The following is a 16,800-nucleotide window of genomic DNA, read 5'->3' as shown; positions in this document are numbered from 1 at the left end:
ATATTCCAATTAAGTTGAGATGAAAAAAACACAGATACTGATCATAGAGGATAATGAAGACATCCGTGAAAGTACTTCTGAGATCCTTGAGCTTGCCAACTACGAAGTATATCAGGCTGCTAACGGTAAACAAGGCATAGATCTGGCCATAAAACATATTCCGGATATTATACTCTGTGATATTATGATGCCGGAGCTTGATGGTTATGGTGTACTGCATCTTTTGAGTAAAAGAGAGGATACTGCACTTATTCCTTTTATTTTTATAACGGCAAAAGCGGATAGGATAGAGATAAGAAAAGGGATAGAAATGGGGGCAGATGATTATCTTACAAAACCCTATGACGATATAGAACTTCTGAGTGCCATAGAAAGCCGTCTGAAAAAAAGAGAACGTCAGAGAAGTATTTATAGTTCCAATCTTACTCAAATTACCAATTTATTTCAGGCATCACACGGACTGGATGAACTGCAAAAAGCTTTTAATGAAAGAAAAATTAAGTCTTTTAAAAAAAAGCAGGTTATATATTATGAAGGAGATGTGGCCAATACAGCGTATTTAATGATATCCGGTTCTGTAAAAACAACAAAAATGACAGAAGACGGAAAGGAATTTATGACAGGAGTATATGGCGCTGAAGATTATTTTGGCATTACTTCATTATTTGCCGGAAAAGAATACAAAGAAACAGCAGAAGTTTTGGAAGAAGCCACCCTATGCTCAGTTCCCAGAGAAGTTATTGATCAATTGTTTTACAAATACCCGGATGTAGCAGAAAAATTTATTAAAATTCTTGCCGGGAATGTTATTAGTCATGAGGAGCAGCTATTGCAGCTTGCCTATTTTTCAGTACGAAAAAGGATGGCAGAGATACTGCTTAAACTCCATAGTAAATATAGAGATTCTGAAAATTTTGAGATTTCCAGAGAAAACCTTGCTTCCATGGCGGGGATGGCTATTGAAACGGTAAGCAGGATTCTCAGTGATTTTAAAGAAGAAAATTTAATAGATAGAAATGCAGGCAGGATTACGATACTGGATGTTTCACGTCTTCAGAAATTAAAAAACTAATATCTATCACTTTTTATAATGATTTTATACATTGAATAGTTCTATTGAGTTCAATACATTTGATTATTCAACAGACATTATGAAAGTGATAGTTTATAACATAAATCAAGAAGAAAAAGAACTTCTTGCGTTGGCTAATCGTAAAACACATACGATTACCATCATAACAGATCATTTGAATGAAAATACAGTTCATTTTGCAAAGGCAAAAGATGCTGTCATTATCATGAGTCAGGAAAATCAGCTTTCACATAGTTTTATCCTGAAACTTATTTCATTGGGAATACAATACATCATTCTAAGATCGGTAGAAGAGTTTTTTACTGATTTATCAACTATTATAAATTCAGGAATACAATATAATATTATTACATGTGCCGATTCAAGACTGGCGGTTTCCTTGATTATTGAAACCTTAAATGGTTGGGAAAAAAGTGACCATGATCATATCAAAACCTAACTGAGATCATGGTCTGCATGCTGGGTCAATAATACCTTTGGAGTATCAAACTAAAATAATTTTTATTATGAAAACTTTAGAAAAAACCAATCAGTCTCCACTGGAGAATGTGATAGAAGATTTCTGGAAAAATGACGGATTCTTAGATGAATCAATGAAAATGGAACCAACCATTAATATCATTGACAGAAATGGTGTCTATAAGCTTAAAGTATCAGCTCCGGGATTCAAGAAAAAAGATTTTAAGGTAGCAGTGGAAAACGGATCACTTATTATCAGCGCTGAAAAAAGTGTGGAGAAAAAAGAAGAAAAAGAAAATTTTGTAAGAAGAGAGTTTTCTGCTTCCTCATTTTCCCGCAGTTTTCGTTTACCGGAAAACATCACTTTGGGGCATATAAAAGCCAATTATAAAAACGGATTGTTAAATATTACGATCAGTAAAACTAATCTGGATAAAAAGGAAGTAAAAGAAATTAAAATACGTTGATTTCTTTCGCTATTAATTCATAAAACCTGTTATTCATTTTAAAATTTATTTAAATGTCGTTTCATCAAGATTATTTTCAAATGAGCAACAGGTTTATAAAAAAATAAAGAGATGGATACTATGATTATAAAATCCCTTGGAGGAGCGGAAACCGTTACCGGGTCCAAGCATTTGCTAAAAACTTCCGAGCTTACCATATTAGTCGATTGCGGATTGTTTCAAGGGGTAAAATCGCTGCGTGAACAAAACTGGGAATCTTTAAATATCGATTTAGCAGAAATAGATATTGTCATTCTTACCCATGCCCATCTGGATCATTGCGGATATATTCCCCTTCTTGTAAAAAACGGGTTTAAAGGTAAAATTTATATGACTGAACCCACGAAGGAACTGGCAAAATTAATCTTGCTTGACAGTGCAAAATTACAGGAAGAGGATGCAGAAAAAGCAAACTATCATCATTATACCAAGCATAATCCTGCAAAACCCCTATACACGATAAATGATACTGAAAAATCTTTTAAACAATTTTTTACTGTTAAGGAAAATATCAGCATACAATTAAGCAATCACATACAGTGCAGATTCAAGCCCTGTGGTCATATCATTGGAGCTTGTTCCGTAGAAATTGTATGTTTTGATAAAACTATTATTTTTTCAGGTGATATAGGGCGAAGCCACAGTGCTATTCTCCCACCACCCGATTTTTTCACTAAAGCAGACTTTCTAGTGATGGAATCAACATACGGAGACAGGCTTCATGACAATACAAATTTGTATGATACTTTGGAGCATTGGATCAATCTTACTGTTAAAAACCATGGAAATATAATTATTCCAAGTTTTGCCGTTGGCAGAGCACAGGAAGTTATTTATATTCTTTCCCAGCTAAAGGAACAAAACAAAATTCCATATAATCTTCCCATAATATTGGATAGCCCTATGGCTGCTTCTGCAACAGATATTATGGTTGAATACGCAGAATATACCACTGTAACTAAAGAAAAATGGTTGGATATTATTGAGCATGTCAATATTAATAGAGAGTATATGAATACTCAGGAAATCGTTTATGATAAGCAAAGTAAAATAATAATTGCAGGAAGCGGTATGTTGACAGGAGGACGCGTGCTTGAATATTTAAAACATGATATAGGAAACAGCCGGAATACAGTACTGATTGTTGGATTTCAAGCAGAAGGTACTCGCGGAAGAGCATTGCTTAATGAATCTCATGAGTTAAAAATTCATGGAAAATATTATCCGGTAAAAGCAAATATAGTAGAATTAACGGGATTATCTGCCCATGCGGATCAATCTGAACTGATGGAATGGATAAAAAAATATGAGAATCCCCCTAAACAAATCATGCTGGTTCATGGCGAACCCTCTGCACAAGAAGCATTACGAGTTAAAATTCAAACAGATTTGAAAATACCTGTTAAAATTTTGATGAAAGATAGGGAAGTGATCTGTTGAGATAAAGGATGATATTGTTTAATTGATTTAAAATTTACTTTATGGAACTTCTTACCAAAAATGCCATACAAATTCTGGAAGACCGTTATCTTCTGAAAAATGATAAAGGTATGGTAATAGAAACTCCAGATGCCCTCTTCAAACGGGTTGCAGAATATATTTCCGGTTGCGAAAAAAAAGATACCGCCAAATGGAGCCAAGCTTTCTATAAAGTAATGAGTGAACTGAAATTTCTTCCTAATTCACCAACACTTATGAATGCGGGCTGTGGCCATGCTCAATTAAGTGCGTGCTTTGTATTGCCCATAGAAGATAGTTTGGAAAGTATTTTTACGACCCTTAAAAATACGGCTTTAATCCACCAAAGTGGAGGAGGTACTGGGTTTAATTTTTCAGCTCTTCGTCCCAAAGGAGATCTGATCAGTTCTACCCAAGGGGAATCTTCCGGTCCGGTTTCTTTTATGAAAATTTACGATGCTGCAACTGAATATGTAAAACAGGGAGGTAAAAGAAGGGGAGCTAACATGGGGATCTTAAATGTTGACCATCCGGATATCGAAGAATTCATCATGTCAAAATCGGATAAGAAATCCATAGAAAACTTTAATCTTTCGGTAGGGATCAGCAATGCTTTTATGAAAGCAGTAGAAGAGGATTCGGATTGGCAGCTCATTAATCCGCATACTGAAAAAGTAACCCGAATCATCTCTGCAAAATCACTCTGGGAATTGATGGTAGGGGAAGCTTGGAAAACAGGTGATCCCGGATTAATTTTTCTCGATGCCATTAACAATTCCAATACAACACCTGATCTCGGTAGAATACAGGCAACTAATCCTTGCGGCGAAGTTCCCTTATTTGATAATGAAAGCTGTAATCTGGGCTCAGTTAATCTTTCAAAAATAACAATATGTAATAATGGGAAAAATGAAATAAATTGGGCTGAATTATCCCGGATTATTCATATTGGAATCCGTTTTCTGGATAATGTCATTACACTCAATCATTATCCACTGCCGGAAATTAAGATCACTACTTTACACTCCAGAAGGATAGGGTTAGGATTGATGGGCTGGGCAGAATTGCTTATTCTATTAAATATTCCATACGCATCTGAAAAAGCCTTGGTATTAGCAGAAAAACTCATGAAGTTTTTTCAGAAAGAAAGTTATAATGCTTCAGAGAAACTGGCACTGGAACGAGGTACTTTTCCAGGCTGGGAACTCAGTAAATTTGGAATTTCCAATAGAAAGATGAGAAATGCCACCTGCAACAGTATTGCCCCTACTGGAACTATTTCGGTTATCGCTAATACTTCTTATTCAATAGAGCCTTTATTTGCATTGGCTTATAAACGAATGGGTATTTTAGGAGGTAAAACCCAAACTGAGATCAATAATGTATTTATTCAAAAAATGAAAGATTTGGATTTATGGAATAAAGAAACGGAGCAGGTTGTTATAGAAACGGGAAATTTAAATGAGGTGAAGGCTATTCCTAAGAAAATAGCTGCTGTTTTTAAGACAGGTTTAGATATTCCGTGGCAATATCATTTATTACATCAAAAAGCCTTTCAAAAATATACTGACAATGCTGTTTCTAAGACCATTAACCTCCCTGAAAAGACTACGGTACAGGATATTTCAGATATTTATAAAACTGCTTATAAATACGGACTTAAAGGGATAACGGTGTATCGTTATGGTAGCAGAGCAGGTCAGGTACTACAGAAATGCAATGTTACAGGGTGTTGAATAGATGCTGTACGATAATTTAAAAATTATTTTTTATTACTTCAAAATGGATTCAATATTGTAGACTTCCTATTTTCACTACTAATCAAAAGTAGTCATTTCTGTTTTTAGTAAGTAAGGAAGCCTGGAGCTGGGAGAGGGAAGTGAGTTGAGGTTAAAAAAACACTTACAACCCTGTAATGTATTATTCATTTAAAGGCTGCTTCATCAAATTTTACGGCAACGTCAGAAATTGTAGCTCTGATAGTAATTTCCGACCTCACTCTTCCAGTTTCCAGCCTATTATCCTTAATTTTATGATCCCGAATTCGGGTTATTAAAGATTCCGATCTTTTTCCGTTTTTCAACGTATCATTCATAAAATCCATACTCCAGCTGTGGGGAAAATCTTACGGAATCATCACTGTTCCTCCGTTATTATGCCAGAACTCTTGTGTGATATAAGTCTGTAAATTATTTCATAAGGAATCGTGAATCAGTGAAAATATTTTTTCACTTAAAAGTGTTAAAGTTTTAAATTGTATTCAATAATTTTTTACTTTAGTAATAGAAACTAATATCACAAAAAGTTAACCACCAAGTTGTTAAATATAAAAAATATCCTCTTCAATAGAATTGAAAATTGAAATCATCTTATGATTTATTAGTTTACTAGTATTGTCCAAACAGACAATTGAGTTATCCCCCTGAGTAAAGTACCGTTATTGACCAATTACCAAATTAAAGATTATGTTTTCTATAATAATTAGCTTGGGATTGAAATTATTTATGCAATTTTTAAAAAGTAAACCAACACCATATCCTTTATTAATTTAAAAACTAAACCTATGAACATAAGAGAAGAACTAGTGATCCCCAGATGTAAATATCCATGGGAAACAATTGAAAGTCCTATTGCCAATGCCTTTGATGAAGAGGAAAAAGACTGGTATGATAATGATTACACTTTTATTTCTGAAGAAGGAATAAAAAGATGTAAGCCGCAATTCTTATCCAGAGTTGCCACCTATATGAATCCAACCTGTGATAGTGTTGCACGGATGCGTCCCTGTGCAAGATTAATGATCTACATTACGATTTTTGATGATTTTTTTGGATTAACACCTGCTGCTGAACTACAAGCTCAAGCTAACCGTGTTTATGAAATAATGATGGGCAATGATCCTGCTCCTAGTGAAATCGGCATTCTGAGACAAATGGCACAGGCAAGGAAAGAATGGATTGCCAATGGCATGCCTCAGTTTTGGTTAGAACGAGTATCCAAAAATTTCTATGAATTTATTGTATATGGTATGATGGAGGAAATACCTTTCAAACAATCAGAAAGAGTAATTTATCCTTCACTTGCGCATTATTTTTCTTTTAGAAAATATTCAATCGGTATGTGGCCTTATGGTGATTTAATAGATCCGGCTACTAATTCGCCTCTACCTGTGCATATTTATAATCATCCTCTTATACAGCGCTGCAGAGAATTGCTTTCCCTAGTTATTGTCATTCAAAATGATTTTGCATCTTTAATGAAAGAAATTGAAATTGAAAAAGAATGTTTAAATATTATTTTCATTTTAAGACATCATGAAAATATTTCTTATCAGGAAGCCTGTGATAAAGCCATGAAGCTGCATGATGAATATTGCCAGGAACTGGATGATCTGCACAAATCTATCCAGTATCTGAACTTTGGAGAATTTCAAAACATGGCCTATGATCACGTATATCACATTAAATTACAGATAAGCGGCTGTGCTAACTGGTATTATAATTCCGGAACTAAAAGATATGAACACAAGGCTTTTATTATACCACAATATGGTAGAGAAGGAGAGGATATTCATATTCCACACAGTGGTTTTGTGAAAAAATAATTCCTTAAGACCTAATAATAGAATAAGAAAATGAACTTTTATTTTCAATTTTCCTGTTTACTTGTTCCAAGCTGAAAAAGACAATAATACTAAAAATGTATTTATAGAATTAATATATTGCAAATGTTACTGAGATAGAATCAGTAACATTTGTAATATAAATACTTCCATGCTAACAGGTCCAGTTCTGGAGCAGCAAAAGTTTCTAAGCCTCAATAAACTCTAAAAGATCTTTATTAATTGTTTCGTGTTCCGTAGTAGGCATTCCGTGAGGGAAGCCCGGATATGTGATTAATTTTCCGTTTTTCAATAGTTTTGCAGATTTTATTGCAGAATTTTCGATAGGAACAATCTGGTCATCTTCACCGTGAAGAACTAAAACCGGAATATCCACCGCTTTCAAATCTTCAGTAAAATCAGTCTCAGAAAACGCTTTGATTCCGTCATAGTGAGCCACGATTCCGCCCATCATTCCTTGTCTCCACCAGTTTCTTTGGATACCTTCTTTCACCTCTGCGCCTTCTCTGTTGTAGCCGTAAAAAGGGATAGTCAAATCAATATAAAACTGGTTTCTGTTGTTCAAAGTCTGGTCTCTGATATTGTCGAAAACCTCCATTGGTACACCATCAGGATTAGTTTCGCTTTTCACCATAATCGGAGGAACCGCGCTGATTAAAACCGCTTTCTTAGCTCTTCCATTAGCATATTTGTTAACATAACGGATAACTTCACCACCACCAGTTGAATGACCGATATGGATAACATCTGTCAATCCTAAGAAATCTACCAGTTCCGACGCATCAGAAGCATATTGTTCAATTGTGTGATTATAAATATTCTGGCTGGAACGGCCGTGACCTCTTCTGTCATGAGTAATTACTCTGTAACCTCTCTGTAAGAAGAAAATTACCTGTGCATCCCAATCGTCTGATGATAAAGGCCATCCGTGGTGAAACATCAATACCGGTCCTTGTCCTTGGTCTTTGTAAAAAATCTCTGTTCCGTCTTTTAATTGTAGTGTGCTCATAATTTAATTTTTTGAATGTTGTGATTAATTTATTTTAATATTTTGTTGTCTTAATTCTTTAGCAAATGTAGGATGGTTCAATCTGTTTCTCGTTAATCTAGTTTAATATCGTACATTTTTTGATATTTTTTTATTTTGGGCAGCTTTATCCGCCTTCCACTCCCGCTATTTTTCCCATTGCAAACGAAGTGAAGCAATCTGTATAACTTTCCCGCATTCGCAATGATAAAAATGAGCTCCGTTCAAGTCGGGCTGCAGATTCGGTGTAAAATAAGGTTCAACTTTAAAAGAAAACTTAAGTGTTCTTCTTTGTCTTTTGACACCGTCGAATCTTTGATTTGTGGTTAGCTCTCAGTATTCTCCCTCAAAAGTTCAAACAAATCTTCCGCACCACCATCGAATTTCTTTCCATTCACGAAGAAAGAAGGTGTTCCGTTCACACCGCTCATAATGCCGCTTTCGAAATCTGCATCTACTTTCGCTTCTAACTCAGATTTCTGAATGTCCTCTTTGAATTTAGCGAGGTCTAAACCTGCTTTCTCTGCCAGTTTAAATAAAAACAGTTCGTTCAAGTATTGTTGATTTTCATAGATCGCATCGTGCATTTCCCAGAATTTCCCCTGTAGATTGGCTGCTTCCGCTGCGATGGCTGCTGGTCTAGCATATGGATGCATTTCAGACAATGGAAAGTTTCTGAAAACAAATTTGATTTGACTTCCATATTCCTTCATCAATTCTTTCAGAACCGGATAAGCAGCACCACAATATGGACATTGATAATCACCGTATTCTACAATAATGAGGTCGGCTTCTAAGTTGCCTTGTGCGTGGTCAGTCTGGCTGACGGCTGGTTTTAGTGACATAATTTATTTTGTGTTAAGGGTTTCTAAAGCGTCTAAAATTCCGTCTGCTCCTGGATTAATTGCCGTTGGAGACAGATAACTCCATTCGATAATACCATCTTTATTAATCACGAAAAGAGCTCGTTTACATTCACCTTCTTCCTCATCATAAACACCATATTTTTTAGCAGTTTCTCCTTTAGCTTCAAAATCTGCTAATAATGGAAAATGTAAATTTCTGGATTGTGCAAATGCCAGGTGACACCATTTGCTGTCTACAGAAATTCCGAAGATCTCTGCATCGTATTTTTTGAAGAACTTCAAAGTTTCATTGTACAAAGCCATCTGGTCGCTGCAAACCGGACTCCAGTCGGCAGGATAAAAAGCGAGAATGACATTCCTTCCTTTGAATTCTGAAAGTGTAATTTTCTGGTCGGGTGTTGCATACAATGTGAAATCAGGGGCAACATCGTTTTTTTGTAACATAATATTAGTTTTTAGTGTTAATTTTTGAGAGCAATAATCCGCAAGTCATCAGTAATAAAGCAGGAAAAATCAATGTCCATTTTCCCAAATAATCGAGTAGGAAAGGAGCGATAGATGCACCTGATAAAAAGCCAATCCACAACAGCAAAAGATGAACAGTATTGGATGTATATTCTTTTTTTTCTTTTTTATTTTCAGTCATCATCAGCATGGCAGTGTTCCTTGCCAGGCTGTTCAAAGTTCCGGTCACGAAATCTGTGTTCACTTTTTGATTTCCGACAGAAGTCACAATCGTGTTCATTATTCCCATTGAAAATCCGATGATCGCAATAGATGATACATTATTAATATCATAAAAATAAACAATTATTGAATAGAAAATGAAAATTCCTGAAACAATATAAAATGTTAATATTGGGTTCTTAATTCTCTTCCATAATGAAAGACAGGTTCCTGCATAAATTCCTAATAAAAAACAACTTATGACTGTAATTGATGTAATAATGATTCCAGATTTCTCAGTGGAAATGGCCGTTCCCAATGAAGTCGTATTTCCACTCATAAAAGAGACGTACGTTTTCCATTGTATAAAACCTGTGGCATCGATATATCCGGCAATAAAAGCTAAAAATAGGGCTAATTTCTCTTGCACCTTAATCGATTCAGATGAAACGGAAGAGTTTGTTTTGACGACAGAATTATCCATTATTTCGAGAAATTGCGTTCAAATCTTATTTCTTAGGCTGAATGAAAACTTTCTCAGTTGGTAATTTTTCAATTTCACCCTCTTTTAAACCAAAATTAGTAATGACAACATCTTTCGGATTTCCGGAAAGCCATTCGCTCAAATCAATCGACTCATATTTTCCGCTGTTAAAGCCTATCAGAATCCGGCAAACCGTATCGCTCGTATTTTTGATGTAATGCCCTGCTCCCATTGGAACGTAACCCACATCTCCTGCACTGAACTGCTCCGTTACGCAGGTAGATTCAGCTAAGAAAACCGACATTTCTGCCTGTCCTGAAATAAAGTATTGCCATTCGTCCGCATTCGGATGCCAGTGCATTTCTCTCAAAGCACCCGGCTGCAATTCCAAAATAGAACCCGACATTGTGCTGCTGATGGGGAATTCTTTACTCGTTACCAATCTCTGCAAACCTCCGCCCGGAACAATTCTCGGTTGTTGAGAATGCAAGGGATAACGGTGAAAACTTGTTAATTCAATATCCGATTCATCAGGTCTTGCAGCGGCAGCGAAAGACATTTCATCCGGAACAATTCCCGATGCGAAATATGCTTCTTTCTGAGGTAAAGCCGCCACTTCTTCTAAAGTTAAGCCTAAATTCTGAGCCACGATTTCAGCGGGTACACTTGAAACAAAATCGGTTACGCTGAAGGTGTGGTCTTCAGAAAAATTACCATTATCAAAAATTAAAATAAAATGGCATTCTTCCGTTCCTGTGGCTTGAATCGAGTGGCCGTACCCTTTTGGAAAATACCATACATCACCCGGTTCAAAATTATCGGTATAGCTGTGTCCGTCCGGATGAATAATCGTTGTACGTACCGTTCCTGAAATGACATAAGCCCATTCTGCAGCGTTCGCATGCCAGTGCAGTTCTCTCATACTTCCGGGTTGCAGTCTCATAGAAACTCCCGCAATGCCAATAGAAGCAGGGAAATCTTTTACAGAGGCACCTCTTGTAGTTCCGCCGTCATTGGTTCTTGGTTCTTTTTTCTCTAATTCGTATTTGAAACTTAATGATGTAGTATTCATAATGAGAAGTTTTTGTAATTAATGATCGTTTGTCTTTATTTCTACTGTAAAGCTACTTCGGAATGATGCGGTTTTGAAGTGATTTTCGGTGAATGGGCAAAAAGGGTCGGTGGAAATTTGAAAGAAGTAGTTGGTGTCTGTAGAGTAGAGAAAATAGATGAAAGACTTTCGATTTGAATTTTATTAATTGGAAAAATCTTAATGACATTGTTTTTAATAAAAATCCTTCACAATTTCGGATTGCGAAGGATTAAAATTCGGTTTAGATTTTTAAATAATCTATGTATTGCTTTATCTCACAAGAATAATTTTGCCTGTATGCGAACCGTCTTCAAGCAATCGGTGCGCTTCAGCAGCTTCCGAGAAAGGAAATGTTTTAAAAATCACAGGTCTGAACTGTTTAGATGCAATCAAAGGCCATACTTTTTTCTGAATCTCTTTGGCCAATTGTTTTTTGAACTCATATTCCCGGCTTCTCAAGGTACTTCCGGTGATCGTAAGCCTTTTTATCATCACTTTCCAAATGTCCAGGTCAACCCGACTGCCACTTACCGCATTAATGTGAACCAATCTGCCTTCAGGTTTTAGAATATTGATGTTTTTAGCCAGGTAATCACCCCCAATCATATCCAAAATAACATCTACACCTTCACTCTGAAGTTCGGTTTCAAAATTCTGAGTTTTATAATTAATGTATGAATCTGCGCCGAGTTGAAGACATTTCTGGCCTTTTTCATCAGAACCTACGGTGACAATTACTTTTGAACCCAAAGCGTGAGCAATCTGAATTCCCGTAATTCCAATTCCGCTGTTTCCACCGTGGAGTAAAAAGGTTTCTCCTGGTTGAAGATTTCCTCTCTGAAAAACATTAGACCAAACTGTAAAGATGGTTTCCGGTAAACTTGCTGCCTCAGCAAAAGTAAGATTCGCAGGAATGGGTAAACATTGACCTTCTCTCACAGCGACATATTCTGCGTAACCTCCACCTGCAAGAAGTGCACAAACTTTGTCTCCAACGGTGAAATCTACAACATCAGGTCCACATTTTACAATGGTTCCAGCCACTTCCAGGCCAGGAATATCGGCCACAATTCCATCTGGAGGAGGATAATTGCCTTCACGCTGGAAAACATCGGGTCGGTTGATTCCTGCGGCTTTCACTTCGATTAAGACTTCGTCTCCGGATATTTCGGGAGTAGGGTATTCCTGTAATTTCAATACTTCAGGAGCGCCATATTGTGTAATAACGATTGCTTTCATTTTTTTAATTCTAATATCAGATTAATTTCAAACTCTTTTCCAGGTCAGTTGGTGAGTCACCAATCGGGAATTGCTGATGAACGGTTTCTCACTTTCAAGATGTAGAAAACCATCTTTAAAGATAACGATTCTATTCTGAGTTTGCCCCGTCCAGTTGGGAAAGAGTGAGAGGTACATCGTGTGGCTCACCCATTGTTTTTCATCATCCGTTTTGAACGGCCCTGAATACGCAAGATAAGTTGAACCTTCCTGTGTATATTCTTCCGGCGTAGCATTGGTCCAATGTTCCTGATGAAAGTTTTCCCGGTGCGTATCCATAATTTGTGCCGACATATAACCATCAGGATTATACATAATCAGTCCTTTCGGATTTTTGCCCATTGGATGGGTGATTTCACCGCCGTTTACAGGCACTTCGATGAGTTCTACCAAAGTCCAGGTCCCCAGAAGTTTGTTAAATAATGTTTCCATAATCTTAAATGAAATGAGCGTACCGGAATACGCTCATTATCTTTTATTTGGGATTAAAATGGCTGATTATATTTTCCCGTCAATGCTTTATTTTCTATACTTTTTGCAAAGTTGGGGGTTTCTTCGTGGTTGTGGGCATCAGAAGCAGCTTGTCTGGAAGCGGCGGCATCAGCAAGATTCACGTTGTGTTCTTTCAGATATTCAAACATTTCCGGTGTAGCAGTTGCGTGAATTTCGTTGGTATACAATGTCGTGTTGTCATCAATTTTTGTTGCTTTCAATTCCCATAAAACCTGAACTTTGGTACGGCCGCCTTTGGTAATAGAATCTGAGATGGATAACATTCTGCAGTAATCAGGACGGTGCTCTACGGCTACATAATGCTGAACCATTAAAGCATCTCCGATGGTTTCAACGTTTAAAGAAACCGGTTCGCCATCATACGTGGTAGAAATAGCTGCTCCGATGTGCTGCGTAGAGCATCTCTGATATTCTGCATCGGGAAGATTGAGCAACCAATCTGCGATGTTAACTTTTTCGATTGGGGCATTGATAATCGCTGTAACTGTAGAGTGAGACAATGCGTTTTCTGGGGTTTGAATAATTTCCATAATGTTTAAAGTTTAATTGTTTGTATGTTTTAATTTGATGAGGTAAAGCTACATTCAACAAATTTCAAAATCAATTGATGCTCGATGAACAGGCGGAAAGTGTCGTTGGATCAGAAAAAATAAGATTGCAATAGTAGTTTGTACACAAGAAAAAATTATTTCAAACAAGTTGTTTTAGAGAAAAATAAAATGGGTTTTGAAGAACGTTTTAAAACAAAAATCCGTCTCAATATTTTTTGAGACGGATTGTATTTTATATCATTTTTCTTTCATTGATAAAGCCATTTCCTGATTAATTTAGTGTAATTCGGCATCACCACATAAATCACTAAGAAAACCAGAAAACCCGTACTCACCAAAGTGTCAAAATATCGATTGGCAGGGATATTCATTAATCGTAAGGAGGGCAATAAAAGCAATTGCATCAGCAATGATAAAGGATAAATGGCAGACCAGGTGGCCAGATATTGCTTCCAGCGAACGGGAACTTTGTTGTCCGATTTTTCTCCGTAAAACAGAAAATCAAGTCCCGATTTGATTTCGTAATTGTCTTCTTTTGTAAATAACGGATGAGCTTTGTCAATAAGCTTTTTTCTGGTATCAGATTCCATCCAGTTTCTGAGATTATCAATCGTATCAAAGCGGATAATCACGGTGTAAACAAATGTGAGATTTGGGATCGGGCGAACGATTTGCCAATCGATAAAACCTTTGGCGCTTTTGGAAATGGGCAGGATTTCATCCAGCCATTTTTCATATTCGGCTTGTTTTCCGTCGAGAACGTGATGGGTGATGACTACAGATGCGCCTTGAGTTTCCATAATGAAATAGGTTTTTTAATTAATTCAATGGGTGATGGATTTCATAAATAATTTGGTTTCGGAGAAAGATTTCAGCAAAATATCTTTCACCCCTTCCAAAGCTTTTTCTGAGGCCGGATTTTCTTCGACTGTTAATTCCAAAATATCTAATTTTTCCTCTAATAAAGGAAGCAGACCCATGATGGCAACACTTGATTTTAAATCGTGCGCTTTCAATTTCAGCCATTTAAAATCTTTGTTTTCATAAGTGAGTTTCAGTTCCTGTAATTGATGAGGCGTGAGGTCTAAGAACTGTTGGGTCACTATTTTTTCAAAATCTTTGTCGCCGTTGCTGATGGACTTCATATAAGTAAGGTCGATGAACTGGTAGACAGAAGTGATTTCTTCGGTTTCCGTTTTTTCGTTTTCTTTCAAACCGAAATTGGAGATCAATTTAAACAATTCGTCTTCTTTTATCGGTTTTGAAATGTATTCGTTCATTCCGCGGCTCATGCATCTTTCGCGTTCGCCTGCCAAAGCGTGTGCGGTCATTGCGATGATTGGAATGTTCAGTTTCAGTTCTTCACGAATTGTTTGCGTGGCAACATAACCGTCCATTTGTGGCATTTGAATATCCATTAAGACCAAATCACAGTCGTTATTTCTGAGAAATTTTACTGCTTCCAGACCGTTGTTTGCAGTATCAAAATCGATGTTCCATTGTGACAGAAGATGTTTCATCAAACTTTGATTGATAGCGTTGTCATCCACGATTAACACTCTTAAAGGTGCATTCGATTTATCTTTAAAATAATTTGTATCAACTGTAGGAATCACATTAAGTTGTTCTTGCGCAATCGCATAAGGAATGTAAAAGTGGAAAGTAGTGCCTTTTCCCTGTTCGCTCATCACTTCAATATCGCCGTTCTGCAACTGAATCAGGCTTTTCACAATCGATAAACCAAGTCCGGTTCCTCCGTAATTTCGGGTCGTTGAATCTTCTCCCTGATTAAATCTTTCAAAAACTTCGGTGAGTTTTTCTTGATCAATCCCGATTCCTGTGTCCGAAACTTTAAAGCCGACAACAACTTCGTTTTCGGTCTGTTGTTTATTATAAATTTCGATATGGATAGTTCCCTGATGTGTAAATTTGATGGCATTTCCGATAAGGTTGACCAAAATCTGAGTCAGTCTTGTGGCATCTCCATTTAAAGTATCAGGAATGGAGGAATCTATTTTGCTGGAAATCGTTAATCCTTTTTCTTTAGCCCGTTCCACAAAAAATGTTTCGACAGAATTCACCAATCCATTGATGCTGAATATGCCTTTGGTAATGCGCATCATTCCGGCTTCGATTTTTGATAGATCCAGAATGTCGTTGATAATTGCCATCAGATTTTCTCCCGAACGCTGAATGGAGGACACAAATTCTTTTGAAGTTTCGTCCAAAGGTCTTTTCTGTAAAAGATTGGTAAAACCTAAAATTCCGCTCAATGGCGTTCTTATTTCGTGGCTCATATTGGCTAGAAAATTTTCTTTGGTCTGTGCAGCGACCGATGCTTTTTTCTCTGCTATATCCAATTCCTGAATCAGCAACTGCTGACGTTTGAACTGACGAAGAATGTGATAACCAACAATTGAACCGCTTAAAATCAAAAGAATAAGCAACGAAATATCATACAGTCTCGCTTTTTTTCCCATCTCTTCAGTTTCTTTGCTGAGGTCAACCATATGATGTTTTCTGCTTTCATAGATTTTTGCAGTAATGGAAGTGATTTCGTTCGAAATTTTCCTCGCCCTGGGATTGGCAATGGAAGTATTGTCATCCATATTTCCAAGGGTGTGATAACGGAGCAATAATTTATCCTTCGTTGTTTTCTTTTCCATTGCAAGAACGCTCAATCTGTAAATCAACTTTTCTTCAACGTTGTCTGAATTGTCTTTGGAAAGTGAATCCAGGAAGTTTTCTATCTGACTGATTTTTTGGTCTATTCCTTCTAGATGAGTTGTGTCGTTGGTTGCAATAGAAGCCCGGATTCTGCTTTCAACGCCGAGAATATCGCGGTCGATTTCACGCAAATGATTACTCGAACGTAACTCGCTCAAAAGCCGGTTGTTATTTTTGATGAGTTCTTTGGTATTTTTAGCTGAATTGATTTGAACCGCTATCAATAGGAGAGAACCCGCAATAAATGTGAGGATGATGAAATAACTGAACCGTCTGTTTCCCATTACTGAAGATATTTTTTTCATAAGTGTTTGTGCCTATTTTAATTGTTAAACCACCCCGTTAAAAATTCTTTGAATTTTCGCCACCAGTGCCTCAATATTTTTTATTTATTTAATTGATTCGGCGAATCTCATTCCTGGATTTTCAGAGGAGGGGAATTTTGCGTTCGAATAAG

At 36.7% G+C, this 16,800-nt stretch carries 17 protein-coding genes; 6 read left to right on the top strand and 11 right to left on the bottom strand.

From position 1 onward, the window contains the following. The first annotated feature begins 19 nt into the window (after positions 1-19). The 5 genes from CHSO_RS17330 to CHSO_RS17310 all read left to right on the top strand — a co-directional run bounded on the left by CHSO_RS17330 (position 20) and on the right by CHSO_RS17310 (position 5,252). Complete coding sequence (locus CHSO_RS17330; RefSeq protein ID WP_045498687.1) at positions 20-1,072, top strand: response regulator; 1,053 nt, start codon at positions 20-22, stop codon at positions 1,070-1,072. Positions 1,073-1,151: 79 nt separating this feature from the next. Further along, on the top strand, positions 1,152-1,532 hold the full coding sequence (locus CHSO_RS17325; RefSeq protein WP_052480638.1) for a hypothetical protein: 381 nt from the start codon (positions 1,152-1,154) through the stop codon (positions 1,530-1,532). A 67-nt stretch (positions 1,533-1,599) separates the two neighbouring features. Then, the gene (locus CHSO_RS17320) at positions 1,600-2,019 is read left to right on the top strand and encodes an Hsp20/alpha crystallin family protein (RefSeq protein WP_045498684.1); all 420 of its coding nucleotides are present in this window, start codon (positions 1,600-1,602) and stop codon (positions 2,017-2,019) included. Between the two features lie 111 nt (positions 2,020-2,130). Next, on the top strand, positions 2,131-3,498 hold the full coding sequence (locus CHSO_RS17315) for an MBL fold metallo-hydrolase RNA specificity domain-containing protein (protein ID WP_045498682.1): 1,368 nt from the start codon (positions 2,131-2,133) through the stop codon (positions 3,496-3,498). A 41-nt stretch (positions 3,499-3,539) separates the two neighbouring features. Further along, positions 3,540-5,252, top strand: coding sequence for an adenosylcobalamin-dependent ribonucleoside-diphosphate reductase (locus CHSO_RS17310; RefSeq protein WP_045498680.1), 1,713 nt, complete (start codon positions 3,540-3,542; stop codon positions 5,250-5,252). Positions 5,253-5,440: 188 nt separating this feature from the next. Here the strand turns inward: CHSO_RS17310 and CHSO_RS17305 are convergent, their stop codons facing one another. Next, positions 5,441-5,620 carry a hypothetical protein gene (locus CHSO_RS17305; protein ID WP_045498678.1) on the bottom strand — a complete coding sequence of 60 codons (180 nt, stop codon included), beginning with the start codon at positions 5,618-5,620 and terminating at the stop codon, positions 5,441-5,443. Between the two features lie 459 nt (positions 5,621-6,079). On the opposite strand from CHSO_RS17305, the gene CHSO_RS17300 reads away from it, so the two are divergent. After that, entirely contained in the window at positions 6,080-7,120 is a 1,041-nt protein-coding gene (locus CHSO_RS17300) for a terpene synthase family protein (protein ID WP_045498676.1), read from the top strand. Between the two features lie 205 nt (positions 7,121-7,325). Here the strand turns inward: CHSO_RS17300 and CHSO_RS17295 are convergent, their stop codons facing one another. The 10 genes from CHSO_RS17295 to CHSO_RS17250 form a co-directional block, all read right to left on the bottom strand. After that, positions 7,326-8,147, bottom strand: a complete 822-nt coding sequence (locus tag CHSO_RS17295; protein WP_045498674.1) for an alpha/beta fold hydrolase — start codon at positions 8,145-8,147, stop codon at positions 7,326-7,328. Positions 8,148-8,491: 344 nt separating this feature from the next. Further along, the gene (locus CHSO_RS17290; RefSeq protein WP_045498671.1) at positions 8,492-9,010 is read right to left on the bottom strand and encodes a DsbA family protein; all 519 of its coding nucleotides are present in this window, start codon (positions 9,008-9,010) and stop codon (positions 8,492-8,494) included. 3 nt (positions 9,011-9,013) lie between these two features. Then, positions 9,014-9,475, bottom strand: coding sequence for a redoxin domain-containing protein (locus CHSO_RS17285; RefSeq protein WP_045498668.1), 462 nt, complete (start codon positions 9,473-9,475; stop codon positions 9,014-9,016). A 4-nt stretch (positions 9,476-9,479) separates the two neighbouring features. Next, positions 9,480-10,181: a YoaK family protein gene (locus CHSO_RS25130; protein ID WP_052480637.1), complete on the bottom strand. Its 702-nt coding sequence runs from the start codon at positions 10,179-10,181 to the stop codon at positions 9,480-9,482. Between the two features lie 25 nt (positions 10,182-10,206). Continuing rightward, positions 10,207-11,253, bottom strand: a complete 1,047-nt coding sequence (locus CHSO_RS17275; RefSeq protein ID WP_045498665.1) for a cupin domain-containing protein — start codon at positions 11,251-11,253, stop codon at positions 10,207-10,209. Between the two features lie 291 nt (positions 11,254-11,544). After that, positions 11,545-12,513, bottom strand: coding sequence for an NAD(P)H-quinone oxidoreductase (locus CHSO_RS17270; protein ID WP_045498662.1), 969 nt, complete (start codon positions 12,511-12,513; stop codon positions 11,545-11,547). 27 nt (positions 12,514-12,540) lie between these two features. Further along, entirely contained in the window at positions 12,541-12,984 is a 444-nt protein-coding gene (locus CHSO_RS17265; protein WP_045498660.1) for a lipocalin-like domain-containing protein, read from the bottom strand. Positions 12,985-13,037: 53 nt separating this feature from the next. Beyond that, a complete protein-coding gene (locus CHSO_RS17260; protein ID WP_034974811.1) occupies positions 13,038-13,595 on the bottom strand; it encodes a hypothetical protein in 558 nt (185 codons plus the stop codon). A 269-nt stretch (positions 13,596-13,864) separates the two neighbouring features. Further along, positions 13,865-14,416 (bottom strand): antibiotic biosynthesis monooxygenase, encoded by a 552-nt coding sequence (locus CHSO_RS17255; RefSeq protein ID WP_045498653.1) that lies wholly within the window; start codon positions 14,414-14,416, stop codon positions 13,865-13,867. Positions 14,417-14,440: 24 nt separating this feature from the next. After that, entirely contained in the window at positions 14,441-16,648 is a 2,208-nt protein-coding gene (locus CHSO_RS17250; RefSeq protein WP_045498650.1) for an ATP-binding protein, read from the bottom strand. Positions 16,649-16,800: the final 152 nt, after the last annotated feature.

Source organism: Chryseobacterium sp. StRB126 (assembly GCF_000829375.1).
In the GTDB taxonomy this organism is placed as follows: domain Bacteria; phylum Bacteroidota; class Bacteroidia; order Flavobacteriales; family Weeksellaceae; genus Chryseobacterium.
This window is presented reverse-complemented; position numbering and strand designations above follow the sequence as displayed.

Excerpts from the sequence above, each read along its gene's own strand:
- CHSO_RS17330 (WP_045498687.1), top strand. The coding sequence starts at position 20 with ATGAAAAAAACACAGATACTGATCATAGAGGATAATGAAGACATCCGT.
- CHSO_RS17325 (WP_052480638.1), top strand. The coding sequence starts at position 1,152 with ATGAAAGTGATAGTTTATAACATAAATCAAGAAGAAAAAGAACTTCTT.
- CHSO_RS17320 (WP_045498684.1), top strand. The coding sequence starts at position 1,600 with ATGAAAACTTTAGAAAAAACCAATCAGTCTCCACTGGAGAATGTGATA.
- CHSO_RS17315 (WP_045498682.1), top strand. The coding sequence starts at position 2,131 with ATGGATACTATGATTATAAAATCCCTTGGAGGAGCGGAAACCGTTACC.
- CHSO_RS17310 (WP_045498680.1), top strand. The coding sequence starts at position 3,540 with ATGGAACTTCTTACCAAAAATGCCATACAAATTCTGGAAGACCGTTAT.
- CHSO_RS17305 (WP_045498678.1), bottom strand. The coding sequence starts at position 5,620 with ATGGATTTTATGAATGATACGTTGAAAAACGGAAAAAGATCGGAATCT.
- CHSO_RS17300 (WP_045498676.1), top strand. The coding sequence starts at position 6,080 with ATGAACATAAGAGAAGAACTAGTGATCCCCAGATGTAAATATCCATGG.
- CHSO_RS17295 (WP_045498674.1), bottom strand. The coding sequence starts at position 8,147 with ATGAGCACACTACAATTAAAAGACGGAACAGAGATTTTTTACAAAGAC.
- CHSO_RS17290 (WP_045498671.1), bottom strand. The coding sequence starts at position 9,010 with ATGTCACTAAAACCAGCCGTCAGCCAGACTGACCACGCACAAGGCAAC.
- CHSO_RS17285 (WP_045498668.1), bottom strand. The coding sequence starts at position 9,475 with ATGTTACAAAAAAACGATGTTGCCCCTGATTTCACATTGTATGCAACA.
- CHSO_RS25130 (WP_052480637.1), bottom strand. The coding sequence starts at position 10,181 with ATGGATAATTCTGTCGTCAAAACAAACTCTTCCGTTTCATCTGAATCG.
- CHSO_RS17275 (WP_045498665.1), bottom strand. The coding sequence starts at position 11,253 with ATGAATACTACATCATTAAGTTTCAAATACGAATTAGAGAAAAAAGAA.
- CHSO_RS17270 (WP_045498662.1), bottom strand. The coding sequence starts at position 12,513 with ATGAAAGCAATCGTTATTACACAATATGGCGCTCCTGAAGTATTGAAA.
- CHSO_RS17265 (WP_045498660.1), bottom strand. The coding sequence starts at position 12,984 with ATGGAAACATTATTTAACAAACTTCTGGGGACCTGGACTTTGGTAGAA.
- CHSO_RS17260 (WP_034974811.1), bottom strand. The coding sequence starts at position 13,595 with ATGGAAATTATTCAAACCCCAGAAAACGCATTGTCTCACTCTACAGTT.
- CHSO_RS17255 (WP_045498653.1), bottom strand. The coding sequence starts at position 14,416 with ATGGAAACTCAAGGCGCATCTGTAGTCATCACCCATCACGTTCTCGAC.
- CHSO_RS17250 (WP_045498650.1), bottom strand. The coding sequence starts at position 16,648 with ATGAAAAAAATATCTTCAGTAATGGGAAACAGACGGTTCAGTTATTTC.